Origin of the sequence: Mesorhizobium sp. LjNodule214, from assembly GCF_964252735.1 — a bacterium.
In the GTDB taxonomy this organism is placed as follows: Bacteria; Pseudomonadota; Alphaproteobacteria; order Rhizobiales; family Rhizobiaceae; genus Mesorhizobium.
Genome location: NZ_CAXUPE020000002.1, coordinates 450233 through 474936, shown reverse-complemented (window position 1 = coordinate 474936; position 24704 = coordinate 450233). Strand labels below are relative to the sequence as shown.

Annotated in this window: 19 protein-coding genes and 1 tRNA gene; 15 read left to right on the top strand and 5 right to left on the bottom strand. The window is 63.9% G+C overall.

Annotated features, from left to right (window positions below):
- Positions 1-45: 45 nt before the first annotated feature.
- Genes ACSQ3Z_RS16205 through ACSQ3Z_RS16175 form a run of 7 tightly spaced genes read left to right on the top strand, consistent with a single transcriptional unit; the run spans position 46 to position 8438 of the window.
- The gene (locus tag ACSQ3Z_RS16205; RefSeq protein WP_436172337.1) at positions 46-666 is read left to right on the top strand and encodes an NADH-quinone oxidoreductase subunit J; all 621 of its coding nucleotides are present in this window, start codon (positions 46-48) and stop codon (positions 664-666) included.
- 1 nt (position 667) lies between these two features.
- Positions 668-976, top strand: a complete 309-nt coding sequence (gene nuoK / locus ACSQ3Z_RS16200; protein WP_023798863.1) for an NADH-quinone oxidoreductase subunit NuoK — start codon at positions 668-670, stop codon at positions 974-976.
- Between the two features lie 11 nt (positions 977-987).
- On the top strand, positions 988-2961 hold the full coding sequence (nuoL, locus tag ACSQ3Z_RS16195) for an NADH-quinone oxidoreductase subunit L (RefSeq protein WP_436172336.1): 1974 nt from the start codon (positions 988-990) through the stop codon (positions 2959-2961).
- Complete coding sequence (locus ACSQ3Z_RS16190; RefSeq protein WP_436172335.1) at positions 2961-4466, top strand: NADH-quinone oxidoreductase subunit M; 1506 nt, start codon at positions 2961-2963, stop codon at positions 4464-4466. Before nuoL ends, ACSQ3Z_RS16190 begins: the two co-directional genes overlap by 1 nt.
- An 18-nt stretch (positions 4467-4484) precedes the next feature.
- Positions 4485-5921, top strand: coding sequence for an NADH-quinone oxidoreductase subunit NuoN (gene nuoN / locus ACSQ3Z_RS16185; protein ID WP_436172334.1), 1437 nt, complete (start codon positions 4485-4487; stop codon positions 5919-5921).
- 4 nt (positions 5922-5925) lie between these two features.
- Entirely contained in the window at positions 5926-6747 is an 822-nt protein-coding gene (locus ACSQ3Z_RS16180; RefSeq protein ID WP_436172333.1) for a biotin--[acetyl-CoA-carboxylase] ligase, read from the top strand.
- 20 nt (positions 6748-6767) lie between these two features.
- A complete protein-coding gene (locus tag ACSQ3Z_RS16175; RefSeq protein ID WP_436172332.1) occupies positions 6768-8438 on the top strand; it encodes a ribonuclease J in 1671 nt (556 codons plus the stop codon).
- A 19-nt stretch (positions 8439-8457) separates the two neighbouring features.
- On the opposite strand, the gene ACSQ3Z_RS16170 is transcribed toward ACSQ3Z_RS16175, so the two are convergent.
- Positions 8458-9321, bottom strand: a complete 864-nt coding sequence (locus ACSQ3Z_RS16170; protein WP_436172331.1) for an MBL fold metallo-hydrolase — start codon at positions 9319-9321, stop codon at positions 8458-8460.
- 179 nt (positions 9322-9500) lie between these two features.
- Between ACSQ3Z_RS16170 and mce the strand changes: the two genes are divergently transcribed.
- The 6 genes from mce to ACSQ3Z_RS16140 all read left to right on the top strand — a co-directional run bounded on the left by mce (position 9501) and on the right by ACSQ3Z_RS16140 (position 15978).
- Complete coding sequence (mce, locus tag ACSQ3Z_RS16165) at positions 9501-9905, top strand: methylmalonyl-CoA epimerase (RefSeq protein ID WP_436172330.1); 405 nt, start codon at positions 9501-9503, stop codon at positions 9903-9905.
- Complete coding sequence (locus tag ACSQ3Z_RS16160; RefSeq protein WP_436172329.1) at positions 9902-10186, top strand: DUF1467 family protein; 285 nt, start codon at positions 9902-9904, stop codon at positions 10184-10186. Before mce ends, ACSQ3Z_RS16160 begins: the two co-directional genes overlap by 4 nt.
- Positions 10187-10829: 643 nt before the next feature.
- The gene (gene proS / locus ACSQ3Z_RS16155) at positions 10830-12158 is read left to right on the top strand and encodes a proline--tRNA ligase (protein WP_436172328.1); all 1329 of its coding nucleotides are present in this window, start codon (positions 10830-10832) and stop codon (positions 12156-12158) included.
- Entirely contained in the window at positions 12155-13441 is a 1287-nt protein-coding gene (locus ACSQ3Z_RS16150; RefSeq protein ID WP_436172327.1) for a lipoprotein-releasing ABC transporter permease subunit, read from the top strand. Before proS ends, ACSQ3Z_RS16150 begins: the two co-directional genes overlap by 4 nt.
- Complete coding sequence (locus ACSQ3Z_RS16145) at positions 13438-14121, top strand: ABC transporter ATP-binding protein (RefSeq protein WP_436172326.1); 684 nt, start codon at positions 13438-13440, stop codon at positions 14119-14121. Before ACSQ3Z_RS16150 ends, ACSQ3Z_RS16145 begins: the two co-directional genes overlap by 4 nt.
- Positions 14122-14727: 606 nt before the next feature.
- A complete protein-coding gene (locus ACSQ3Z_RS16140) occupies positions 14728-15978 on the top strand; it encodes a site-2 protease family protein (RefSeq protein ID WP_436172325.1) in 1251 nt (416 codons plus the stop codon).
- Positions 15979-15999: 21 nt separating this feature from the next.
- On the opposite strand, the gene lipB is transcribed toward ACSQ3Z_RS16140, so the two are convergent.
- Positions 16000-16743 carry a lipoyl(octanoyl) transferase LipB gene (gene lipB, locus ACSQ3Z_RS16135; protein WP_436172324.1) on the bottom strand — a complete coding sequence of 248 codons (744 nt, stop codon included), beginning with the start codon at positions 16741-16743 and terminating at the stop codon, positions 16000-16002.
- Between the two features lie 270 nt (positions 16744-17013).
- Here lipB and ACSQ3Z_RS16130 point away from each other — a divergent pair.
- A tRNA-Leu gene (locus ACSQ3Z_RS16130) sits at positions 17014-17098 on the top strand.
- A gap of 161 nt (positions 17099-17259) precedes the next feature.
- Positions 17260-19698 carry a GcvT family protein gene (locus ACSQ3Z_RS16125; RefSeq protein ID WP_436172323.1) on the top strand — a complete coding sequence of 813 codons (2439 nt, stop codon included), beginning with the start codon at positions 17260-17262 and terminating at the stop codon, positions 19696-19698.
- Positions 19699-19847: 149 nt separating this feature from the next.
- Here the strand turns inward: ACSQ3Z_RS16125 and ACSQ3Z_RS16120 are convergent, their stop codons facing one another.
- From ACSQ3Z_RS16120 to ACSQ3Z_RS16110, 3 genes are all read right to left on the bottom strand, one after another.
- Entirely contained in the window at positions 19848-22532 is a 2685-nt protein-coding gene (locus ACSQ3Z_RS16120) for a phosphoenolpyruvate carboxylase (RefSeq protein WP_436172322.1), read from the bottom strand.
- Between the two features lie 64 nt (positions 22533-22596).
- Entirely contained in the window at positions 22597-23496 is a 900-nt protein-coding gene (gene sucD, locus ACSQ3Z_RS16115) for a succinate--CoA ligase subunit alpha (protein ID WP_436172321.1), read from the bottom strand.
- 12 nt (positions 23497-23508) lie between these two features.
- On the bottom strand, positions 23509-24693 hold the full coding sequence (locus ACSQ3Z_RS16110) for a malate--CoA ligase subunit beta (protein ID WP_404275739.1): 1185 nt from the start codon (positions 24691-24693) through the stop codon (positions 23509-23511).
- Positions 24694-24704: the final 11 nt, after the last annotated feature.

The window sequence follows — 24704 nt, the reverse complement described above, 5'->3', positions numbered from 1 at the left end:
AACAGGACGAACGTCCTGTTTCGGACAGGAACCCGGGGGGAACCCATGCTGAGTGGACTAGAGGCGGCCTTTTTCTACATCTTCGCCTTTGTCGCCGTGGCATCGGCGTTCATGGTCATTTCGTCGCGCAACCCCGTGCATTCGGTGCTGTTCCTGATCCTGACCTTCTTCAACGCCGCCGGCCTGTTCATGCTGACCGGGGCCGAGTTCCTGGCGATGATCCTGCTCGTCGTCTATGTCGGCGCCGTCATGGTGCTGTTCCTGTTCGTCGTCATGATGCTCGACGTCGATTTCGCCGAGATGAAGGAAGGCGCGCTGCAATATGCGCCGATCGGCGCGCTGGTCGGGCTGATCCTGGCGGCGGAACTGATCGTCGTGCTCGGCGGCTACTCATTCGCGCCGCAACTGGCGGCGACGGTCGCAAAACCCATTCCGGACCTCGCCACGCGCTCGAACACGGCAGCGCTCGGCGACATCCTCTATACGGACTACCTTTACTACTTCCAGATTGCCGGCCTCGTGCTCCTGGTCGCCATGATCGGCGCCATCGTTCTGACGCTGCGCCACAAGCCGGGCGTCAAGCGGCAATCGATCGCGGCCCAGGTCGGCCGAACGCCGGCAACGGGCATGGAAATCCGCAAGGTCAAATCGGGCGAGGGCATCTGAGATGGTCGTCGGCATCGCACATTACCTCACCGTATCGGCGATCCTGTTCACGCTCGGCGTGTTCGGCATCTTCCTCAACCGCCGCAACATCATCGTCATCCTGATGTCGATCGAACTGATCCTGCTCGCGGTCAACATCAACTTCGTCGCCTTCTCGGCGGCGCTCGGCGATCTCGTCGGCCAGGTGTTCGCGCTGTTCGTGCTGACAGTCGCTGCCGCCGAAGCGGCCATCGGTCTTGCCATTCTTGTCGTCTTCTTCCGCAACCGCGGCTCGATCGCGGTCGAAGACGTGAACATGATGAAGGGTTGACGGAAACCACCATGTACCAGGCCATCGTCTTCCTTCCGCTGCTCGGCTTCCTGATCGTCGGCCTGTTCGGCAATTCGCTCGGCGCCAAGGCCTCCGAATACATCACTTCCGGTTTCCTGGTGATCTCGGCGGTGCTGTCGTGGGTTGCCTTCTTCTCGGTTGGTTTCGGCGGTGGCGAGGTGTTCACCGTGCCGGTGTTGCGCTGGATCCAGTCGGGCGGGCTCGACGCCGCATGGGCGCTCAGGATCGACACGCTGACGGTGGTGATGCTGGTCGTGGTCAACACGGTGTCGGCGCTGGTCCACATCTATTCGATCGGCTACATGCACCACGATCCGAACCGGCCGCGCTTCTTTGCCTATCTGTCGCTGTTCACCTTCGCCATGCTGATGCTGGTGACGGCGGACAATCTGGTGCAGATGTACTTCGGCTGGGAAGGCGTCGGCCTGGCGTCCTACCTGCTGATCGGCTTCTGGTACAAGAAACCGTCGGCCAATGCCGCGGCGATCAAGGCCTTCGTCGTCAACCGCGTCGGCGATTTCGGCTTCGCGCTTGGCATCTTCGGCGTGTTCGTGCTGTTCGGCTCGGTCAATCTCGGCACCATCTTCGCCAATGCGGCGACATTCGTTCCGGCCGAAGGCGCAGAGCACGGCGCGGCCGTGCTCACCTTCCTCGGCTATGCGCTGGACAAGCACTCGGCGATGACCGTCGTCTGCCTGCTGCTGTTCATGGGCGCCATGGGCAAGTCGGCGCAGGTGCCGCTGCACACCTGGCTGCCGGACGCGATGGAAGGCCCGACGCCGGTTTCGGCGCTGATCCACGCCGCGACGATGGTGACCGCCGGCGTGTTCATGCTGGCCAGGCTGTCACCGCTGTTCGAGCTGTCGCATACGGCGCTGACGGTGGTGACCTTCATCGGTGCCTTCACCGCCTTCTTCGCGGCGACGGTCGGCCTCGTCCAGAACGACATCAAGCGCGTCATCGCCTATTCGACCTGTTCGCAGCTCGGCTACATGTTCGTGGCGCTCGGCGTTGGCGCCTATAGCGCGGCGATCTTCCATTTGTTCACGCACGCCTTCTTCAAGGCGCTGCTGTTCCTCGGCTCGGGGTCGGTCATCCATGCCGTTTCCGACGAGCAGGACATGCGCAAGATGGGCGGGCTGAGGACGCTCATTCCGAAGACCTACTGGATGATGGTGATCGGCACGTTGGCGCTGACCGGTGTCGGCATTCCGGTGACCGTCATCGGCACCGCCGGCTTCTTCTCCAAGGACGCCATCATCGAAAGCGCCTTTGCCAGCCACAACATGTTTGCCGGCACCGCTTTCGTGCTGCTGGTCGTCGCCGCCTGCTTCACCTCCTTCTATTCCTGGCGGCTGATCTTCATGACCTTCCATGGCGAGCCGCGCGCCAGCCACGAGGTCATGCACCATGTCCATGAATCGCCGCCGGTGATGCTGGTGCCGCTGTTCATCTTGGCGGCGGGCGCGCTGTTTGCCGGCATCATCTTCCATGGCGCCTTCATCGGCGAAGGCTATGCCGAGTTCTGGAAGGCGTCGCTGTTCACGCTGCCGGACAACCACATCCTGCACGATATCCACGAACTGCCGCTGTGGGTCGAACTGGCGCCGTTCTTCGCCATGCTCATCGGCTTTGGCGTCGCCTGGAAGTTCTATATCCGCTCGCCGGAACTGCCCCGGAGCGTCGCCGCCAACCATCGCCTGCTCTACGCTTTCCTGCTCAACAAGTGGTATTTCGACGAGCTCTACGACGTCCTGTTCGTGCGGCCGGCAAAGGCCCTCGGCAGGTTCCTGTGGAAGACCGGCGACGGCACGATCATCGACGGTCTCGGGCCTGACGGTGTTTCGGCGCGCGTCGTCGACGTCACCAACCGCGTCGTCAAGCTGCAGACCGGCTACCTCTATCACTATGCCTTCGCCATGCTGATCGGCGTTGCCGCACTCGTCACCTGGATGATGCTCTGATGACCGCCGTGCCAATCCTCTCGCTGGTCACCTTCCTGCCGCTGGTGGGTGTGCTGCTCATCCTGTTCATCAACGACGATAGCGAGAATGCACGCCGCAACATCCGCGCCATCGCGCTGTGGACGACGAGCATCACCTTCATCGTCTCGCTGTTCATCTGGACCGGCTTCGACAATTCGCAGGCCGGCTTCCAGTTCGTCGAGAAGTTCGCCTGGCTGGATTCCGGCATCTCCTACCATCTGGGCGTCGACGGCATCTCGATGCTGTTCGTCATCCTGACAACGTTCCTGATGCCGCTCTGCATCCTGGCTTCGTGGGAATCGATCGAGAAGCGGGTCAAGGCCTACATGATCGCCTTCCTGCTGCTCGAGACGCTGATGATCGGCGTATTCTGCGCGCTCGACATCGTGCTGTTCTATGTCTTCTTCGAGGCCGGCCTGATCCCGATGTTCATCATCATCGGCGTGTGGGGCGGCAAGCGGCGTGTCTATGCCTCGTTCAAGTTCTTCCTCTATACGCTGGCCGGCTCGGTGCTGATGCTGCTCGCCATCATGGCGATGTTCTTCCAGTCCGGCACCACCGACATCCCGACGCTGCTGACGCACCAATTCCCAGCCAGCATGCAGACCTGGCTATGGCTCGCCTTTTTCGCTTCCTTCGCGGTGAAGATGCCGATGTGGCCGGTGCACACATGGCTGCCCGACGCGCATGTCGAGGCGCCGACGGCAGGCTCGGTCATCCTGGCCGCCATCCTGCTGAAGATGGGCGGGTACGGCTTCCTGCGCTTCTCGCTGCCGATGTTCCCGCTGGCGTCCGAAATGTTCGCACCGCTGGTGTTCACGCTGTCGGTCGTGGCCATCATCTACACCTCGCTGGTGGCGCTGATGCAGGAGGACATGAAGAAGCTGATCGCCTATTCGTCGGTCGCCCATATGGGCTTCGTCACCATGGGCATCTTCGCCATGAACCAGGAAGGCGTGCAGGGCGCGATCTTCCAGATGCTCAGCCACGGCCTCGTCTCCGGCGCGCTGTTCCTGTGCGTCGGCGTCATCTACGACCGCATGCACACGCGCGACATCGACGCCTATGGCGGGCTGGTCAACAACATGCCGAAATACGCCACCGTGTTCATGGTCTTCACCATGGCCAATGTCGGCCTGCCCGGCACCAGCGGCTTCGTCGGTGAATTCCTGACCATGCTCGGTGTGTTCCGGGTCAACACCTGGGTGGCGTTCTTCGCCGCCACCGGCGTCGTCCTGTCGGCCGCCTACGCGCTCTGGCTCTATCGCCGGGTGATCTTCGGCGCGCTGACCAAGGAAAGCCTGAAGGGCCTGCTGGATCTTTCGCCACGCGAGAAGGCGATCATCTACCCGCTGGTCGTGCTGGTCATCTTCTTCGGCGTCTATCCCGCACCCGTCTTCGACGCGACGGCCGAATCGGTCAAGGCGCTCGTCACCAATGTCACCGCATCCATCGGCTCCGCGCAGACCGCGGCGGCGAACTGACCAGGGGTTTTGCGAACCATGACGCCGGACCTTTACTCCAGCCTTTCGCTCTCGACACCGGAGCTGATCCTCGCCATCGGCGCGTTGGCGCTCTTGATGGTGGGCGCCTATTCGCGCTCCGACAGCACCAATACGGTGACCGGCCTTGCCGTTGCCATCCTGGTGATTGCTGGACTATGGCTCGTCTCGTCCAGCGGGCAGGGCACCGCCTATGGCAGCGCCTTCGTCCAGGATCCGTTCGCGCGCTTCATGAAGATGCTGTCGCTGATCGGTTCGGCGGTGACGCTGGTCATGTCGATGCGCTTCGCCAAGCAAGAGCATTTCGACAAATTCGAATATCCGGTGCTGATCCTGCTCTGCACGCTCGGCATGATGCTGATGATCTCGGCCAACGGCATGATCGGGCTCTATCTCGGCCTCGAACTGCAATCGCTGGCGATCTACGTGCTGGCGGCGATCAATCGCGACAATCTGCGCTCGACCGAGGCCGGCCTGAAGTATTTTGTCCTCGGCGCGCTGTCGTCGGGCATGCTGCTCTATGGCATCAGCCTCGTCTACGGCTACACCGGCAACACCGGCTTCCAGGAGATCGCCACCGCACTCGGCAGCGGCGAGCGCCAGCTTGGCCTCGTCTTCGGCCTGGTTTTCGTGCTGGCCGGCCTTGCCTTCAAGATTTCGGCCGTGCCGTTCCACATGTGGACGCCCGACGTCTATGAGGGCGCGCCGACCCCGGTGACGGCCTTCCTGGCGGCGGCGCCGAAGATGGCGGCGATGGCGCTGATCGTGCGCGTCACCATGGGCGCCTTCAAGCCGATCGCGTCGGACTGGCAGCAGATCATCGTCTTCATCGCGATCGCCTCGATGGCGCTCGGCGCTTTCGCCGCCATCGGCCAGACCAACATCAAGCGGCTGATGGCCTATTCCTCGATCGGCCATATGGGCTACGCGCTGGTCGGCCTTGCCGCCAACAGCCAGGCCGGCGTGCGCGGCGTCGCCATCTATATGCTGATCTATCTGGTGATGACGCTCGGCACCTTCGCCTTCATCCTCGCCATGCGGCGCAAGGAAGGCAATGTCGAGCAGATCGGCGACCTCGCCGGCCTGTCGTCGACCAACCCGGTCATGGCGACGATCCTCACCATCCTGATGTTCTCGCTGGCCGGCATCCCGCCGCTCGCCGGCTTCTGGGGGAAGTGGTACGTCTTCCTCGCCGCCATCAACGCCAACCTCTATGCGCTGGCGATCATCGGCGTGCTGGCCTCGGTGGTGGGCGCCTACTACTACCTGCGCATCATCAAGATCATGTGGTTCGACGAGCCGGTCGGCGGCTTCGTGCCGATGGCCAGCGAACTGCGCCTCGTGCTCGGCGTCTCCGGCGCCTTCGTGCTGTTCTATGTGCTGATCGGCGGGCCGATCGGCACCTATGCCGAAGACGCCGCCAAGACATTCTTCTGACGGGATGGCATTTCGGCTGGCTCCAACGGCAGCGTCGGAAGGGTTCCGGCTCGAGGCTCATGACACGGTCGGCTCGACCAATGCGCTGGCGCTCGCCCATGCGCGGGCGGGTGATCCGGGAAAGCTCTGGGTCGTCTCCAAGAAACAGGACAGCGGGCGCGGTCGGCGCGGCCGCGTCTGGGCAACGCCGGAAGGCAATCTGGCGGCGACGCTGCTCATCGTCACCGGCGGTGAGCTTCGGCTTGCCGCGACGCTCGGCTTCGTTGCCGGACTGGCGCTGGCCGATGCGCTCGACGCCGTCGTGCCGCAAGGCAGGATCTCCATCGGCCTCGATGGCGCAAGCCAGGGGAAGAACCGCTTCGAGCTGAAATGGCCGAACGACGTGCTCGCTTCCGGCGCCAAGCTTGCCGGCATCCTGCTGGAATCGGCGATCCTCGACGGCGGCCGCTTCGCGGTGGCGGTCGGCATCGGCGTCAATGTGGTGGCATACCCCGAGGATTTGCCTTATCCCGCGACATCGCTCAGAACATTGGGGGCGACATGCGACGCCGAGACCTTGTTCCTGGCGCTGTCGGATGCCTGGAGCGAGAACGCCCGGCTGTGGAGCGAGGGGCGCGGATTGTCGGCGATCCGGCAGCGCTGGCTGGCGCGCGCGGCGGGTTTGGGCAGCCAGGTTGCTGTCAGAATTGACGGTAATGTGGTGCGCGGGACGTTCGAGACCATTGACGAGGACTGCCGTTTCGTGATCCGCGACGATGAGGGGACTGTTGTGACGATCGCCGCCGGCGACGTGCATTTCGGTGCCGTTGCGTCGGCAGCGGTTTGACCGGCCAGGAAGGGAAGATCATGGCGAAAGCGGAAAACGCCGAACTCGTCTTCGTGCCGCTTGGCGGCGTTGGCGAGATCGGCATGAACTTCGCCCTCTACGGCTACGGGCCGGCCAATGCGCGCGAGTGGATCGTCGTCGATGTCGGCGTCACCTTCCCCGACGCCGCGCATCCGGGCGTCGACCTGATCCTGCCCGATACGCGCTTCATCGAGGAGAACCTCGACGCCCTGCGCGGCATCGTCATCACCCACGCGCATGAAGACCACTACGGCGCGCTGCTCGACCTGTGGCCGAAGCTGAAGGCTCCGGTCTGGATGACGCCGTTCAGCGCCGGGCTGCTGGAAGCCAAGCGGCAAGGTGAGCAGGGCGCGCCCAAGATTCCGCTGACGATCTACCGGGCGGGCGAGACATTCACCGTCGGTCCGTTCGAGATCGAGGCCATTCCGGTCGCACACTCCATCCCCGAACCGATGTCGCTGGCAATCACCTCGCCGGCCGGCACCGTCATCCACACCGGCGACTGGAAGATCGATCCGGAGCCGACCATCGGGCCGAAGACCGACGAGGCGCGCTTTCGCGCCTATGGCGACAAGGGCGTGCTGGCGCTGATCTGCGATTCCACCAATGCGCTGAGGGAAGGGGAGTCGCCGTCGGAAGTGGCGGTGGGCGAGGGCCTCAAGGGTGTCATCCAAAGCGCCAAGGGCCGCGTCGCCGTCACCACCTTCTCCTCCAATGTCGGGCGCATCGTCTCCATCGCCAAGGCGGCGCGCGATGCCGGGCGCCAGTGCCTGGTGCTCGGCCGCTCGCTGAAGCGCGTCATCGATGTCGCCGGCGAACTCGGCTACATGGACGGGCTGCCGGAGTTCATCGCCGAGGAGGATTACGGCTTCATCCCGCGCGAGAACCTGGTCATCATCTGCACCGGCAGCCAGGGCGAGCCGCTGGCCGCACTCGCCAAGCTGTCGCGCGACGAGATGAAGTCGGTGTCGCTGACGGCTGGCGACACGGTGGTGTTTTCCTCGCGCACCATTCCAGGCAACGAGAAGGCGATCCTCGAGATCAAGAACCGCCTCATCGACCTCGGCATGAAGATCATCGAGGACGGCGACGCGCTGGTGCATGTCTCGGGGCATCCGCGCCGCAGCGAATTGCGCAAGATGTATGAATGGGTGCGGCCGCAGATCGGCGTTCCCGTGCATGGCGAGGCGGCGCATCTGGTGGCGCAGGGGTCGCTGATGTCGATGTCCGGCATCGGCCAGGTGGCGCAGGTGCGCGACGGCGACATGCTGAGGCTCTATCCCGGTGCTGCCACCATCATCGACCAGGTGCCTTTCGGCCGCATCTACAAGGACGGCCGCCTGATCGGCACCGACCAGGCGATGGGCATCCGCGACCGGCGCAAGCTGTCCTTCGCCGGCCATGTCGCGGTCAATGTCGTGCTCGACGATAAATACGAGCTGGCCGGCGATCCCGACCTGGTCGCCATCGGCGTCGCCGAGGCTGATGCCAGTGGCGAAACGCTGGAAGACCTGATGCTCGATGCGGCAGTCGGCGCGGTGGACTCCATCCCCCGCCAGCGCCGAAAGGACCTCGACCTCGTGCAGGAGGCGGTGCGCCGCGCCGTGCGCGGTGCCGCCAACGAAGCCTGGGGCAAGAAGCCGTTGGTGACGGTGTTCGTCACGCGATAGAGCGTGACGAAACCAATCGCTACACGTTCAGCTGATAGCTGACGGGAAGCCAGCGAAAAGAGCCGTTCGCCGATTCGATGTGACCCAGGCCTGGAAATGGCATGTGATGGCCCGCGATCAGCAGACGGTGCTCCGCGGCCATCTTAAGCAGACGCTTGCGGGTCTCGACGGCTTGGTCTTTGTGATCGTCGAAATCAGCGTGCCACTCCGGATGCTGGATCGACACGACATAGTGCAGGAAAGCGTCTGACCAAATTAGCAATTTCTGCCCGTCGCTTTCGACGAGAAATGCCAGCAGTCCGGGGGAATGACCGGCCGCGTCGATTGCGGTGATGCCCGGCAGAACCTCGTCTCCGGGCGCTATGAATGTTGCCTGGTCGGCAAGGTGGGCACAAACCCGCCTGAACAAATCACGGTTGCTCAATCTGGCCTCGCGGACCGCATTGCCCTCGGTCCAGAAGGCGAATTCCGCCGCACCGAAGACATAGCGTGCCCGTCCAAAAACGAGTTGGCCGTCCTTCACGAGCCCTCCGATGTGATCCGGGTGCCCGTGCGTGATAATCACAACATCGATATCGTTCGGCCCGAGCCCAAGGTCCTGCAAACATTCCAGGAGTGAACTGCCCTCGTCTCCGCATCCCGTGTCAAACAGGACCTTTTCGGAACCGGTGTCGATCAACGTCGGGATGAAGCAGTGCTCATATCGGTCGCGGTCGATAAAGTTCGAGGCCGCGAGTTCCTGCACCGTAGTTGGCGATTGTCCAGGTGCAAAAGCCGACGCGAGGTTGTCGCGAACATCGACGGCATCGAGCAAAGCAGCGATTTTGAAGGATCCAAGGCCGAAGGTGAAAACGCGTGCGCGAGCAGGCTGAGCATCGAACATTGCCGTTTGTACCTTCGCAATTGCCGATTGGAATAGCCTGGGTCGCGATTTTGTATTTTTGCCCGTTCGAGGGTCTCCCCGAAGCAAGGTGCGACAGTGCGCACCTCGTGAAAGGCTGTTGATGTTCGTTGATTTGACGTATGACGCCAGCCGTTGAGCCCAGAGGGGAAAGCCCGGACATGCTCGGACGCCTGAACCATGTCGCGCTTGCCGTGCCGGACCTGGCCGCGGCGACGGCGGCCTATCGCGATACGCTCGGCGCTCACGTGAGTTCGCCGCAGGCGCTGCCGGAGCATGGCGTGACGGTGGTGTTCGTTGATGTCGGCAACACCAAGATCGAGTTGCTGGAGCCGCTGGGCGCAGGTTCGCCGATCGCGGCATTCCTGGCCAAGAACCCGTCGGGTGGCATGCATCATGTGTGCTATGAGGTGGACGACATCCTGGCGGCGCGCGACAGTTTGCAGGCCAGCGGCGCGCGCGTGCTTGGCGACGGCAACCCCAGGACCGGCGCGCATGGCAAACCGGTGCTGTTCCTGCATCCCAAGGATTTTTTCGGCACGCTGGTCGAACTGGAGCAAGCATGAGCTGGGTTTCATTCACCGCTTTGTTCTTCGCCACCTGGTGGGTGGTGCTGTTCGCCGTACTGCCGTTCAGCGTGAAGACGCAGGACGACGACCATGATGTGACGCTGGGGACGGTTTCAAGCGCGCCGCGCGGGCCGCATATGCTGCGCGCCGTGATCAGAACGACGATCGCCACCGCGGTGCTGATGGGCATTTTCTACGGCCTTACAAGAGGGCTGGGGCTCAGCCTCGACGAAGTTCCGCACATCATCCCGGAAGCCGCGCAGGCGCCGTCGCAATAGGCCCCTGGACGACAGTTTCGTGACTGGCGGGTTGGGCATCGCCCCCGGTCAAGGCAACCGGCCCGGGATTGTGAGCCGGCGCATTGACGTAACGTCATGCAATTTGAGAGCTGTTTGCGCTAAGCAGATGTTTGCACAAAAAAAATGCAAGGCACGAGGCCTTGCAATTTAAACGCGTCCGATCTGTTTCCGGTGTCCGGCGGCAGCGAGTAACCGCGCCTAGATCGCATCCTCCCAAGACTTTGACCGCGTAGGAGAGCAGATTTTTCTCTGCCCTCTCGGTTATCGGGGCACACTAGCCTAAGCCGGATGAAAATGTCACGTAGAATTTTGCCCGGAAACAGGCAATCTCGTGCTGCACTGCACAATAGAATGGCATGCTTTGCTTGTAAATCGATCAACGCAGCCGGCTCAGCATTGCAGCAGCCGCGCATCCTTTGGCCGCGCCACGGACGCTCCAGCGCTTTGCATCTCCGTATCGCGCTTTCCGAACCGGAAGCCAGTGCGGCAAAAATCGATTCCCGATCGCGGGCCGAGGCGGCAGGTCGGGTTTCCATTCCGTCATGAAATAGCTATGAAGCCGGGGCAAGCAGCCTGCGTTGCGCCGATTCCGGCGCGGCCATCCTCTCTCACGGACCAGTCCATGCGTTTGTCGCGCTATTTCCTGCCTATTCTCAAAGAAAATCCGCGCGAGGCCGAGATCGTCTCGCACCGGCTGATGCTGCGCGCCGGCATGATCCGCCAGCAGGGGCAAGGCAGCTTTTCCTGGCTGCCGCTCGGCAAGCGGGTGCTGGACAAGGTTTGCCGGATCATCCGCGAGGAACAGGATCGGGCAGGGGCGCTGGAAATCCTGATGCCGACCATCCAGTCGGCCGATCTGTGGCGCGAAAGCGGCCGCTATGACGACTACGGCAAGGAGATGCTGCGCATCAAGGACCGGCAGGAGCGCGACATGCTCTACGGCCCGACCAATGAGGAGATGGTCACCGAGATTTTTCGCGCCTATGTGAAATCCTACAAGGACCTGCCGCTCAACCTCTACCACATACAGTGGAAGTTCCGCGACGAGGTGCGGCCGCGCTTCGGCGTCATGCGTTCGCGCGAATTCCTGATGAAGGACGCCTATTCCTTCGACCTCAACTATGAGGGCGCCAAGGCGGCCTATAACAGGATGTTCGTATCCTATCTCAGGACCTTCACCCGCATGGGCCTGCAGGCGATTCCGATGCGCGCCGACACCGGCCCGATCGGCGGCGATCTCAGCCATGAATTCATCATCCTGGCCGATACCGGCGAGAGCCAGGTCTACTGCCATCGCGACTATCTTTCGCTGGATGTGCCGGGCGCGAACACCGACTTTTCGAACGACGTCGAGATCGCCGACATCGTCAAGACATGGACGACGCCCTACGCCGCCACCGACGAGATGCATGACGAGGCGGCCTGGGAGAAGGTCGGCGACGGCGACAGGCTCTCGGCGCGCGGCATCGAGGTCGGCCACATCTTCCATTTCGGCGACAAATATTCGAAGCCCATGGGCGCCAAGGTGACCGGGCCCGACGGCAAGGATCATTTCGCCTCCAGCGGTTCCTACGGCATCGGACCCTCGCGGCTGGTCGCGGCGATCATCGAAGCCAGCCACGACGACAACGGCATCATCTGGCCGGAAGCGGTGGCCCCGTTCGATATCGGCCTGATCAACATGAAGGTCGGCGACGCCGACTGCGACCGCGTCAGCGGCGAGCTCTATGCCGCGCTCAGCGCTGCCGGCAAGGACGTGCTCTACGACGATACCGACCAGCGCCCGGGCGGCAAGTTCGCCACCGCCGACCTGATCGGCCTGCCGTGGCAGGTGATCGTCGGGCCGCGCGGCGTGGCCGCCGGCGAGGTCGAGATCAAGAACCGCAGGACCGGCGAGCGCGAGACGCTGCCGATGGCGGAGGCGAAGAAACGCCTCGGTGCTGTCGCATGAGCGAAACCGCAGCAGCGAAGTCTCCGGCCGCCGGCGCCTTTTCGGGCTTCGAGCGCATGGTGGCGTGGCGCTATCTGCGCTCGCGGCGCAAGGAAACGGTGATCTCGGTCATCGCCTCGATCTCTTTCCTCGGCATCATGCTGGGCGTCGCGACGCTGATCGTCGTCATGGCCGTGATGAACGGATTCAGAGCCGAACTGTTGACGCGCATTCTCGGCGTCAACGGCCATCTGATCGTGCAGCCGCTGGACTCACCGCTTGAGGACTATGCGCAGGTCGCCGGCCGCATCAACGGCGCGCCCGGCGTCAAATACGCCATTCCGCTGATCGACGGCCAGGTGCTGGCGCAAGGCAATGTCGGCGGCGGCACCGGGGCGCTGGTGCGCGGCATACGCGGTGACGACCTCGGCAAGATCGCCATCGTGGCCAACAACATCAAGCAGGGCTCCATCGCCGACTTCGACGCCGGCGAGGGTGTCGCCATCGGCAAGCGCATGGCCGAAAACCTTGGCCTTGTGCTCGGCGACACCATCACGCTGATTTCCCCCGATGGCGACGTGACGCCGCTCGGCACCACGCCGCGCATGAAGGGCTACAAGATCACCGCGATCTTCGAAGTCGGCATGTCGGAATATGACAGCTCCATCGTCTACATGCCGTTTTTGGAAGCCCAGCTTTATTTCAACATGGACGGGCGGGCGCAGACGATCGAGATCTATGTCGACAATCCCGACGATGTCGATGCGCTGAAGCCGCTGGTCGAGCAGGCGGCGCAGCGGCCGATCGACATCGTCGACTGGCGCCAGCGCAACGAGACGTTCTTCTCGGCGCTCCAGGTCGAGCGCAACGTGATGTTCATGATCCTGACGCTGATCGTGCTGGTGGCAGCGCTCAACATCATTTCGGGCCTGATCATGCTGGTGAAGGACAAGGGCCACGACATCGCCATCCTGCGCACCATGGGGGCTTCGCGCGGCGCCATCCTGCGCATCTTCCTGATGACGGGGGCGGCCATCGGCGTCACGGGCACCATCGCCGGCGTGTTGCTCGGCATCGTCATCTGCACGAACATCGAATCGATCCGCCAGTTCTTCTCCTGGATGACCGGCAGGATCCTGTTCAACCCCGAGCTCTATTTCCTCAGCCAGCTGCCGGCGAAGATGGATCCGCGCGAGACGACCTATGTCGTCATCATGGCGCTCGTGCTCTCCTTCCTGGCAACGGTGTTTCCGGCATGGCGGGCCGCCAGGCTCGATCCGGTCGAAGCCTTGAGGTACGAATGAAGGCCGAGACCCTTATCGAGCTGAAGAGCGTCGAGCGGCACTATGTCCAGGGACCGCGCAAGCTCACCATCCTCAATGGCGCCGATTTTTCGCTGAAGCGCGGCGAGATGGTGGCGCTGGTGGCGCCGTCAGGCACCGGCAAGTCGACATTGCTGCACACGGCCGGGCTTCTGGAGCGGCCTGACGCCGGCGACGTGATTCTTGCCGGGCGCGCGTGCGGCCGGCTTTCCGACGAAGAGCGTACGGCGATCCGCCGCAACGATGTCGGCTTCGTCTATCAGTTCCATCATTTGCTGCCGGAGTTTTCCGCCCTGGAGAACATCATGATGCCGCAGCTGATCAAGGGGCTGTCGCGCAAGGAAGCCGCCGAGCGGGCGGCGCAGCTGCTCGACTACATGCAGATCGGCAAGCGCGCGCATCACCGCCCGTCGGAACTCTCCGGCGGCGAACAGCAGCGCGTCGCCATCGCGCGCGCCGTCGCCAATGCGCCGCTGGTGCTTCTGGCCGACGAGCCGACCGGCAACCTCGACCCGGTGACCGCTTCCTACGTGTTCGAGGCGCTGGAAGCGCTGGTCCGGCAGTCGGGCCTGGCGGCGCTGATCGCCACCCACAACCACGAACTGGCATCGCGCATGGACCGCCGGGTGACATTGGCCGAGGGCAAGGTTGTCCCGCTTTAGGGTGCATTGATATTCAGGTGAGGCCGGCCTGCGGATGGCGGGCTCCTCCGCTTCCGGTACTCGCGTACCCAAGAGTACGCTCCGCTCAGGTTCTCGGAACCCACCGTTCTGGTCGCGTCTTCGACTCCGGCCCGGCCTGACCTGAGTCTCGACGCGCCCCGGCCGGAGCGGCGGTGAACAGCCACCACACTTGCCCGTCAACCTTTCCTTAACCCTGCCGATCTGATCGCCGGAGGTTCCATCCCGTGCCGGATTGCGGTCGTTGACATTCGAACAAAAATAGAACAAAATACGAACATACGAACAACTGGAGAGAGTTATGACCGATCTTGTTCAGGATGTTGTGTCGCTCGTGTGCATGAGCACGTTTCTGATTTCCATGGCGATCTGGATTGGAGCCATGTGAGGAGGGGGGTAAAGATGTGCGCCAACGCTGACGCCCCCTCTCCCCGTGAAGAACGGGGAGAGGGGGCGCCAGCGTGGAGCCAGGTCCTTCACCGACGTGCTGGCGCGGTCTTTTCCGGCAGGCGAGAATGGGGTTTTGCCGTTAAGCCTTTCTTGCCGCCCCGGACGCTAGGGTTCCTCGAAGACAGGGAGTAGCGTCACGTGTCGCCCATCGTCATGGCAATCCTGGTGGCCAGCAATCTCGGACTGATCTTTCTGCTGATGACCGTGCCGCTCGGGCTGCGCACGGTCAAGCTCAGCCGGCTGGTGGTGGCGGACCGCCACCGCCTCTGGCAGGCGCTGTGGCCGCTTGGCAAGCATGCCGGCTGGTCGGGCGAGATCATCTCCGCCGAGGCGCTCGACGAGCAGGGCACGGCCCGGATCGAGCTGTCCTGGGAAGGGCGCGACGGGCAGCCGATCGAGCGCAAAATCATGCTCGAGGATGTCGCGGAAGGAAGTCGCTTTTCCATGCGGGTCGTCGATGACGCGTCGCTCGATGCGTCGTTCTGGGCCGACTATCGCGAAACCACGGAACTCGTTTCAGAGGAAAGAGGGACGCGGATTGTTCTCAGCCAGACCGACCGCTATCGCGGCGTCGCCTTCCTGGTCTTCCGCTACTTCGCCATGCGGCGTGAACTCGGCAAGCTGCAGGTCTGGGCCAGGACCGGACAGTATCGCAAAGGCGGCTGGTTCGAGCATCCGCTGAGCCAGGTCGGCTTTGCCATCCTTTCGGCTTTCATCCTGTGGCCGTTCTTCGGTCTCAACCTCGGCGGCCTGGCGCTGGCATCGATCCTGACCTCCGTGGTTGCCCTGCACGAGCTCGGCCACATGGCGGCATTCCGCCTGATGGGGCATCGCAGGGCGCGGATGATCTTCATCCCGCTGCTCGGCGGCATCGCCATTGGCGGCAGGCCCTATGACAGCCGGTTCGAAGTCGCCTTCGTGGCGCTGATGGGCGCCGGGTTTTCGGCCTTCCTGGTGCCGGTGCTGATGGCCGCCAGCGGCTTTGCCAGGGGCGAGGGGCATTATCTCGCCGCGGCGCTGCTGGCCACGCTTGCCGGCTGCTCGGCACTCTTCAACATCGCCAATCTGGTGCCGGTGTGGAAATTCGACGGCGGTCAGGTGCTGCGCCAGATCTGCCCCGGTCCGCTGGTGTTGGCGCTGGCATCGTTCTTCCTGCTCTCGGCCTTGCTGGCGCTCGGCTGGCGGGCCGGCTTCTCGTCCGGTTTCCTGCTGGCGGCCGGCGCCGTCTTTTCCGCGCTCAGCCTGCTGACCATGGGCAGTGCGGTGAAGCCGCGCCACGAACTGAAGCCGATCCGCACCGTCGACCGTTTCGCCATGGCCGCGGCACTGCTGGCGGTGTTCGCCATCCACGGCTATGGCGTCCTGTGGGCGTCCGCGCTGCTGGCCTGAGCCGCGATCCCAGGGAAGACTTCAACCGGCCTTGCGGGCCGCCTCGACGCCCAAGGTCGTGGCCGGGCCGAACACCTCCTCGAAGGCGGATTTCAGCGCCAGGTCGAGATCGGCCATCGCTATGGGAAGGCCGAGGTCGACCAGGCTGGTGACGCCGTGATCCGAAACACCGCAGGGCACGATGCCGCTGAAGTGGCCGAGTTCCGGCTCGACATTGATGGCGATGCCGTGAAAGCTCACCCAGCGCCGCAGCCTGATGCCGATGGCGGCGATCTTGTCCTCGGCTGGCGACCCATCGGCAAGCGGCGGGCGATCCGGCCGCACCACCCAGACGCCGACGCGATCCTCGCGCCGTTCGCCGCGCACATTGAAAGCGGCGAGCGTGCCGATGATCCATTGCTCGAGCGCCGCGACGAAGGCGCGGACATCCTCTCGCCGGCGCTTGAGGTCGAGCATCACATAAGCGACCCGCTGGCCCGGGCCATGATAGGTGTATTCGCCGCCGCGCCCGGCGGCAAAGACCGGAAAGCGGCCGGGCTCGATCAGGTCCTCGATGCGGGCGCTGGTGCCGGCCGTGTAGAGCGGCGGATGCTCGACCAGCCAGACCATCTCGCCGGCAGCACCACTGCGGATCGCCTCGGCGCGCGCCTCCATGAAAGCGAGCGCGTCGGGATAGCCGGTCAGGCCAGGTTCGACGCGCCATTCGACCGGCGCGGAGCCGGGCAAAGGCAGGAACGACGTGGCGATCTGGCTGCGTTCTGTCATGGTCTATCTCGTCTGAAGCGTGCCTGGTTGAAGCTGCACTCCAGATGTTTGTCCGTGCCTGCCCGTGCCCCCAAAACTGCTCAGCGCTTGGGAGCAAAATGCATCAGCCCCTCATATGGCGGCAATCGGCACAAACGTCCAGTTGCCTGCATTTTCCGCAGCCGTGGAGCGTTGCGCCGATCCGCGGCGATTATTCCGCGCCGCGCACTTGTTTCGCCGGAAACGATTTGCTACAGGCCCCGAGCCGGTTCGTTCCGGCTCCTACCACGTGCGGTCGTGGCGGAATTGGTAGACGCGCAGCGTTGAGGTCGCTGTGGGGCAACCCGTGGAAGTTCGAGTCTTCTCGACCGCACCAAAACTCTCCGATTTGACCTCGGCTTGCCTCGGCGATAATCCGCGCCAGCGCGCAATGGCGTATCAAACTGCCCTTCGAAGCGCCGGCGCCGCAAAATGCGTGACTGGCAGTGTCGCGCTTGCCTATATGGCGCATGACAATTCCATCCAGGGGCATCGCGTATGTTGACTGACGTTCGTGCCGTGGTCGTCGGGGGCGGCTGTGTCGGCGCAGGCATTCTTTACGGCTTGGCGAAGCGCGGCTGGAGCGATGTCGCGTTGCTCGAGCGAACGCAGCTCACCGCCGGTTCGACATGGCATGCGGCGGGGCTCATACCCTCCTATGCGCGCAGCCTCAACGTCGGCCGCATGATCGCCAAATCCATCGAGATCTATGAGGGCCTCGAGGTCGAGACCGGCCAGAAGGTGGGTTGGCACAAATGCGGCCAGCTGCGCATTGCCAACACGCGCGACCGGCTCGATGAATACCGCAGCTACATGGACGTCGCGGAAGTCCAGGGCGTGCGGGCGCGGATCGTATCGCCGGCCGAGGCGCACGAGATCTGGCCGCTCCTCAACAACAGCGGCATGCTGGGTGCTCTCTACCATCCCGATGACGGCCACATCGCGCCCGCGGACGTGACCCAGGCCATGGCCAAGGGGGCGCGCGATCTCGGCGCAAAGATCCATCTCGGGACCGAAGTGACGGGTTTCGAGCGGATGCCGGCCGGCGACTGGAAGGTCAAAACCTCCCGCGGCGACATCGTCTGCGAGCACGTCATCCTTGCCACGGGCAATTATGCGCGCCAGACCGGCGCCATGCTGGGTCTCGACATTCCCGCAATCCCGATCGTGCATCAGTACTGGATCACCGACGCGGTGCCCGAGGTGGTGGAACGCAAGCGACAGGGCCTTCCGGAAATGCCGATCCTCAGGGACGAGGGTTACGAGGGCTATCTGCGCGAAGAGGGGGACGGGCTGATGTTCGGCCCCTACGAGCGCACCGAACAGCTCAAGCTGTTTGCCGAGAACGGCGTGCCGGAATGGTTCGGTGCCGACCTGCTCGATGAGGATTTCGACGCCGTTTCCTGGAACTGGGAGCGGGCAACGGAGCTGGTGCCGGCGCTCGGGCGCGCCGGCATAAAAAGGAATGTGCGCGGGCCTTTCCAGATGACGGCCGATGAGCTGCCGCTGATGGGGCCGGCCTGGGGACTTCAGAATGTCTGGCTCGCCGAAGGTGTACCGGGTGGCATCCTGTGGGGCGGAGCGATCGGCCACTATCTTTCCGAGCGGATTGTCGAAGGCGGCAACAGCATCGACACGGCCGAACTGGATCCGCGGCGCTTCGGCGACTATGCCAACAAGAGCTGGACCCGGGAGAAGGTGAGGGAAGCCTGGGGCACCCACGCGGCACAGCATTATCCGGGCCAGGACATGCCGGCGGCACGACCGCAGAAAACGGCTCCGTCCTACGACCGCCTGAGCCAGCTCGGCGCGGTGTGGGATGTGCTGAACGGCTGGGAAATGCCAAGCTGGTTCGCGCCCTCGGGCGTCGAGGCCCGCAACTCGTACAGCTGGCGCTGGACCACCAAGGGCAACTATGTCGGCGAGGAGGTTCAGGCCGTCCGGCAAGCCGTCGGCCTGGTCGAAATGACGCCGATGACGAAATTCGAAGTCAGCGGCCCGGGCGCCGAGCGCTGGCTCGACGGGATCCTCGCCAATCGCTTGCCGCGCCCCGGCCGCATCGCGCTCGCCCATCACCTGACGCCGGCCGGCGGCGTGCAGGCCGAATATGTGATGGCGCGGCTGCAGAGCGACCTGTTCTACCTCGTCTCGACGCCGCGCGCCGAGCGTTGGAACTACGACGACCTCAACCGGATGCTGCCGAAGGACGGCAGTGTGCAACTGCGCAACGTCACCAACGATCGCGGCAGCTTCACCGTGGTCGGGCCCAGGGCGCGCGAGGTGCTGCAGCCGCTGACCGAGATCGATCTGTCGAACGAGGCTTTCCCCTGGTTCAGCGTGCAGTCGGCGACCGTCGGCCTGGCCAGCGACGTGCGGCTGATGCGCGTCAACTATTCGGGCGAGCTCGGCTGGGAACTTTATCATCCGCTCTGCTATCAGCGGCACTTGCTGGATGCGCTTCTGGCATCAGGTGAGGCGCACGGGCTCAGGCTGGTCGGGCTGCAGGCGCTGGAATCGCTGCGTCTCGACAAGTCTTTCCGCGCCATGTACCGCGACATGAACCTCGAACTGTCGGCCTGGGAGAGCGGTCTCGACCGCTTCGTGAGGCTCGACAAGGGAGACTTCATTGGCCGCGCATCCCTGGCCGCGAAGCAAAAGCAGGGCACGGCACGCCGGATCGTCACGCTGTCCATCGATACAGACGGGGCGAGCGCCTTTGCCTATGAGGGCGTCTATCGCGATGGCAAGCTGGTCGGTCGCGTCACGTCGGCGGGTTACTCCTATACGTTTGGTCACGACATAGCGCTGGCGCTGCTGCCGCTGGAGCTCGGGACGCCAGGCACGGCGCTCGAGGTTTCAATCCTCGGCGAGCGCCGTCCGGCAAAGGTGATCGCCGACTCTCCCTATGACCCGGAGGGCGCGCGCGGGCGCATGTGAGGACCCAGAGCACAGGAGTTCAGGCCGCCTGCTGTCTAAAAGCTGACGACGGAGGCGCGGGGATCACGCCGCCTTCTTCGTCCGCGCCGTGGACGATCAGCCTCGGACGATGACGCGAGGTGACGTCGGTAGCTCGGCGAAAACCGGGCCTATCCCGTCCACCCAAGACCAGCCGAGATGCAATTGATCGATACGAGCAGGGCGTCAGTCGCCCGCTTTTGATCCGCCGTGCCGGTATTTGCCCGAACTTCACGCAGCAGATCGACCTGCAGCCGGTGAATGTCGTCCATCTGTCGCCGCAGATTGTCGAAACGTCGCTTGAACATTGGAAAGCGCGCGGAAAGATCGCCTCCCGTGAGGTCACCAATCAGGCGTCGCGTCAACTCGTATTCGGCGACGATGCGGGCGTAGATTCGTCGGGCCGCATCGCTGTCGGCCACCAGGCCGGCGTAGAGCCGCGCGATCTCCATGTCGGACTGGTAAAGTGTCTTCTCGGCCTCGTCGACGATCAGGCGGAAGAAGCGCGAGTGCTCGAACATGCGGGCCAGAAGTTCGCGCCCGGCCTCGCCGCGCACCGCGACGAAGGAGCTGAGTGCGCTGCCGATACCATACCAGCCGGTCAACAGATGACGGTTCTGGCTCCAGGCGAACACCCATGGAATGGCGCGCAGGTCGGCAATGCCACTGGCGCCGAAACGGCGATCCGGCCTTGAGCCCATCTTCAGGAGCGCCAGTTCCGCGACCGGGCTCGCCTGGTTGAAATAATCGAGGAAGCCGGGCTCGGCCATCAGCCTGGCATAGGATGCCTGCGACATGCCTGCCAGCGCTTCCAGCGCTTCGTCGAACTCCGGCGTTTCCTTCGGCTCGACATCACCGGGTGATCCGACACTGTGGGCCAGCACGCCGGCCGCGAGAACCTCGAGCTGGTGGAGGCCGGTGCCGCGATTGGCGAATTTCGACGATACGACCTCGCCCTGCTCCGTCACCCGCATGGTTCTGGCGACAGTGCCTTGCGGCTGTGCCGCGATCGCCCGGCCGGTCGGCGCGCCGCCACGGCTGACGGAACCGCCGCGACCGTGAAAGAAACTGATCCTGACGTTGTGCTTGCGCCCGACGGCGGCGAGGCGCTTTTGCGCTTTTGCCAGTTCCCAATTGGAGGCCAGGAAACCGCCGTCCTTGTTGGAATCCGAATAGCCAAGCATGATTTCCTGGCGCGCGCCGAAATCCCGCACCGTCCGCCTCACGAGCGAAACGCCGAGCAATCCATTCAGGATGCCAGGGGCTGCCTGTAAATCGGCGATGGTCTCGAACAATGGCACGATCCGCAGCCTGATTGTGCCGCCGCCACCGGGCGCGGTTGAAAGTCCGCAATATTGCGCCAGCAGATAGACCGCGAGCAGATCGTCGGCCGAGCGGGTCATGCTGAGAACGAAAGAGCCGACAGCGTCGGCATCCGAGCTCGAGATGTGCTCGCGGATGACGGAGAATGTCGAAAGCAGTTCACCTGCTTCAGGCGAGAGCCGGTCTGCGTCGATCTCCAGCCGCTCGCCCTGGCTGATGGCCGCGCGAATGCGCTCCGACCATTGCGGCGTGCCGACTGCGACCGGATCGGCGGGATTTGTCAGCGCAAAAACCTCGGCCAGCACCCTGTTGACGACCGTGGAGTTCTGCCGGATGTCGAGCGAGACTGTACGGAAGCCGAAGCTTCCGAGTTGCCAAAGCAGAGGCTGGACGAAACGCCCGGCTACCGCGCGCCCTCCGATCGCTTCGAGAACGCAAGTCAGCCCGTTCAGATCAGCACGAAACGCCTCCGCCGAGAGGTACGCCGCTGCACCGCCGTCTCGCGTGGCCACCAGCCGGGCAAGCAAGGCCGAAGCGAACTGGCGAAGCGGTTCGTCGGGGTTGCGGGCGGCGATCACGTGCGCCTGTCCGCTTTTATCAAGCGCCGTTTGCAGCACCGGCTTGAAGCTGGCCGGCAGGTCAATGACGTTCGAGCTGGCGCTGAGCACCGTCACCAGCCGCTGCATCTGCGTCAGATACCAGCCTATGGCGGCATTGCGGTATTCGGCCATGGCATGGGCTGTGACTGCGGCCGTCACATTTGGATTGCCATCGCGGTCGCCGCCGATCCACGACGCGTAGCGCATGAAGGAGGGAATTCTGACCGGCTCTCCCGGATAGTGACGCTCGAAGGCGCCTTGAAGCTTGCCATAGAGCTGCGGCGTTGCCTCGAAGATGACTTCGCGAAAGAAATGCAGGCCCCAGGCGATCTCGCGTTCGACCGTCGGGCGCTCCAGTCGCAGCTCGCCCGTCATCCACAGAAGCTCGATCTCGCTCTCCAGATCGGCGACCAACAGGTCGCGTTCGCGCGGCGCCCAGCGCGGCTGGTCGAGCTCGGTCAGCTTGCGATAGATACGGCGGTGGATCTCCAGCACCGTGACGCGTTTGGCCTCCGTCGGGTGCGCGGTCATCGTCGGGCCGACGCAAAGCTCGTCGAGCGCCGCCTGGACTCTCGCCGCTGAGTGGCCGTTCGCTGCCATTTGCGCGATCACGCTAGCGAAGGATCCGGGCACTTCGTCGACACCCGCGCCTTGTTCGAGTTCGCGACGCGCCCGCATGGCAAGCAATTCGTCGGCAATCGTCAGCAACTGGAACCATACGCCGCTCGCCTGAAGCGCCGGGATGCGCTGCTCGGCGGCGAGGGAGACAAGCGACCTGCGTCCGCTCAGAACGGCGGCGATCTCGGGCTCGCGCGCGCTTGCGACCTGAAGCAGCAAGCGCAACAAAAGGCTGCGCTCGTCCTCACGAAATCTGATGCGTCTGCTCTGTTCCAAACCGCTTTCCTATTCCGTCCGCATCGATTGCCGCCGTAGCCGCGCCCTGAATCGAGGGCGGCGATCACGCGGCCTTCTTCGTCCGGGACAGCGTTTCGGCCACGACCTCGCCGAAGGACGACGGCGTCGGCACGATGACGACGCCGGCCTCTTTCAGGATTTCGACTTTCTCCTGCGCCGACTCGCCAAAGGCCGAGATGATCGCGCCGGCATGGCCCATGCGGCGGCCTTTCGGTGCGGAGAGACCGGCAATGTAGGCGATCAAGGGCTTCCGCATATTGTCGCGCGCCCAGATCGCGGCTTCGGCTTCCTGCGGGCCGCCGATCTCGCCGATCATGACCACGGCGTCGGTTTCGTCGTCCTGTTCGAACAGTTTCAGAATGTCCTTGAAGGACGAGCCGTTGATCGGATCGCCGCCAATGCCGACGCTGGTCGAGACGCCGATGCCGAGCGCCTTCATCTGCGACGCGGCCTCGTAGCCGAGTGTGCCCGAGCGGCCGACGATGCCGACGCGGCCGGGTAGGTAGATGTTGCCCGGCATGATGCCCATCAGCGCCTGTCCGGGCGTGATCACGCCGGCGCAGTTCGGCCCGATCAGCCGCATGCGGTCCTCGAAGCGGTAGCGGAGCATGTAGCGCTTGACCTGCATCATGTCCTGCGAAGGAATGCCGTCGGTGATGCAGATGCAGAGCTTTATGCCGGCATCCGCGGCTTCCATGATGGAGTCGGCGGCAAAGGGCGGCGGCACGAAGACGATGCTGGCCTCGGCGCGCGTTTCGCGCACCGCACCCTTGACCGTGTTGAAGATCGGCAGGCCGAGATGCGTCTGGCCGCCCTTGCCGGGCGTGACGCCGCCGACGAGCTTGGTGCCATAGCGCTTCATGTCCTCGGCATGGAAACTGCCGATCTTGCCGGTGAAGCCCTGGACGATGACCCGCGTGTTGCGGTTGAGCAGGATTGCCATTTTTCTTCCCCCTCAGTTTGCTTTTTTCTTGGCGGCCGCGCGCCAGGCGGCGACGGCCTTTTCGGCGGCTTCCGCCAGCGTTTCGGCGACGATCACCGCCTCGCCGGAATCGGCCAGGATGCGACGTCCTTCCTCGACCTTGGTGCCGGCCAACCGCACCACCAGCGGTACGTTGACGCCGACCTCGCGGATCGCCTTGACGACGCCCTCGGCGACCCAGTCACAGCGGTTGATACCGGCGAAGATGTTGACGAGGATGGTCTCGACATTCTTGTCGCCGAGCACGGCGCGGAACGATTTCGCCACCCGCTCGGGCGAAGCGCCGCCGCCGATGTCGAGGAAATTTGCCGGCTCGCCACCGGCGATCTTGATCATGTCCATCGTCGCCATGGCCAGGCCGGCGCCGTTGATGATGCAGCCGATATTGCCGTCGAGGCCGACATAGGAGAGGCCGCGGTCGCTGGCGAAGGTCTCGCGCGGGTCTTCCTGGCTCTTGTCGCGCAGCTCGGAGATTTCCGGCCGCCTGAACAGTGCGTTCTCGTCGAACGACATCTTGGCATCGAGCGCGACGAGGTTGCCGTCGCGGGTGACCACCAGCGGATTGATCTCCAGCATCGAGGCGTCGTAGTCGCGGAACACCTGGTAGCAGCTGAAGATGGTTTCGGTCGCCTTGCCGATCAGGTTCTGGTCAAGGCCGAGCCCGAAGGCGATCTCACGCGCCTGGAAGCGCTGCATGCCGACGCCGGGATCGACGGTGGTGCGGATGATGGAATCCGGGGCTCTCTCGACGATGTCCTCGATCTCCATGCCGCCGGCGGCCGACGCCACGATCATGACGCGCTCCTCCTTGCGGTCGAGAACGAAACCGACATAGAGCTCCTGCGCGATGTCGACGGCTTCCTCGAGGTAGAGCCGCGAAATCAGCTTGCCGCGCGGGCCGGTCTGCTGGGTCACCAGCTTGCGGCCGAGCATGGCTTCGGCGGCGTTGGAGATCTCGTCGTCATTGGCGCACAGCTTGATGCCGCCGGCCTTGCCGCGGGCGCCGGAATGAACCTGCGCCTTCAGCACCCATTTGCCGCCGCCGATCTCCCTGGCGCGGTAGGTCGCCTGCTCGGGGCTGTAAGCGAGGCCGCCGCGCGGAACATGGACGCCATGCCGGGCGAGCAGTTCCTTGGCCTGATATTCGTGTATGTCCATTTTTTCCTCCC

Excerpts from the sequence above, each read along its gene's own strand:
- ACSQ3Z_RS16160 (WP_436172329.1), top strand. The coding sequence starts at position 9,902 with ATGAGCTGGGTTTCATTCACCGCTTTGTTCTTCGCCACCTGGTGGGTG.
- mce (WP_436172330.1), top strand. The coding sequence starts at position 9,501 with ATGCTCGGACGCCTGAACCATGTCGCGCTTGCCGTGCCGGACCTGGCC.
- ACSQ3Z_RS16205 (WP_436172337.1), top strand. The coding sequence starts at position 46 with ATGCTGAGTGGACTAGAGGCGGCCTTTTTCTACATCTTCGCCTTTGTC.
- proS (WP_436172328.1), top strand. The coding sequence starts at position 10,830 with ATGCGTTTGTCGCGCTATTTCCTGCCTATTCTCAAAGAAAATCCGCGC.
- nuoL (WP_436172336.1), top strand. The coding sequence starts at position 988 with ATGTACCAGGCCATCGTCTTCCTTCCGCTGCTCGGCTTCCTGATCGTC.
- ACSQ3Z_RS16170 (WP_436172331.1), bottom strand. The coding sequence starts at position 9,321 with ATGTTCGATGCTCAGCCTGCTCGCGCACGCGTTTTCACCTTCGGCCTT.
- sucD (WP_436172321.1), bottom strand. The coding sequence starts at position 23,496 with ATGGCAATCCTGCTCAACCGCAACACGCGGGTCATCGTCCAGGGCTTC.
- ACSQ3Z_RS16125 (WP_436172323.1), top strand. The coding sequence starts at position 17,260 with ATGTTGACTGACGTTCGTGCCGTGGTCGTCGGGGGCGGCTGTGTCGGC.
- ACSQ3Z_RS16145 (WP_436172326.1), top strand. The coding sequence starts at position 13,438 with ATGAAGGCCGAGACCCTTATCGAGCTGAAGAGCGTCGAGCGGCACTAT.
- ACSQ3Z_RS16175 (WP_436172332.1), top strand. The coding sequence starts at position 6,768 with ATGGCGAAAGCGGAAAACGCCGAACTCGTCTTCGTGCCGCTTGGCGGC.
- nuoN (WP_436172334.1), top strand. The coding sequence starts at position 4,485 with ATGACGCCGGACCTTTACTCCAGCCTTTCGCTCTCGACACCGGAGCTG.
- ACSQ3Z_RS16110 (WP_404275739.1), bottom strand. The coding sequence starts at position 24,693 with ATGGACATACACGAATATCAGGCCAAGGAACTGCTCGCCCGGCATGGC.
- ACSQ3Z_RS16150 (WP_436172327.1), top strand. The coding sequence starts at position 12,155 with ATGAGCGAAACCGCAGCAGCGAAGTCTCCGGCCGCCGGCGCCTTTTCG.
- nuoK (WP_023798863.1), top strand. The coding sequence starts at position 668 with ATGGTCGTCGGCATCGCACATTACCTCACCGTATCGGCGATCCTGTTC.
- ACSQ3Z_RS16190 (WP_436172335.1), top strand. The coding sequence starts at position 2,961 with ATGACCGCCGTGCCAATCCTCTCGCTGGTCACCTTCCTGCCGCTGGTG.
- lipB (WP_436172324.1), bottom strand. The coding sequence starts at position 16,743 with ATGACAGAACGCAGCCAGATCGCCACGTCGTTCCTGCCTTTGCCCGGC.
- ACSQ3Z_RS16180 (WP_436172333.1), top strand. The coding sequence starts at position 5,926 with ATGGCATTTCGGCTGGCTCCAACGGCAGCGTCGGAAGGGTTCCGGCTC.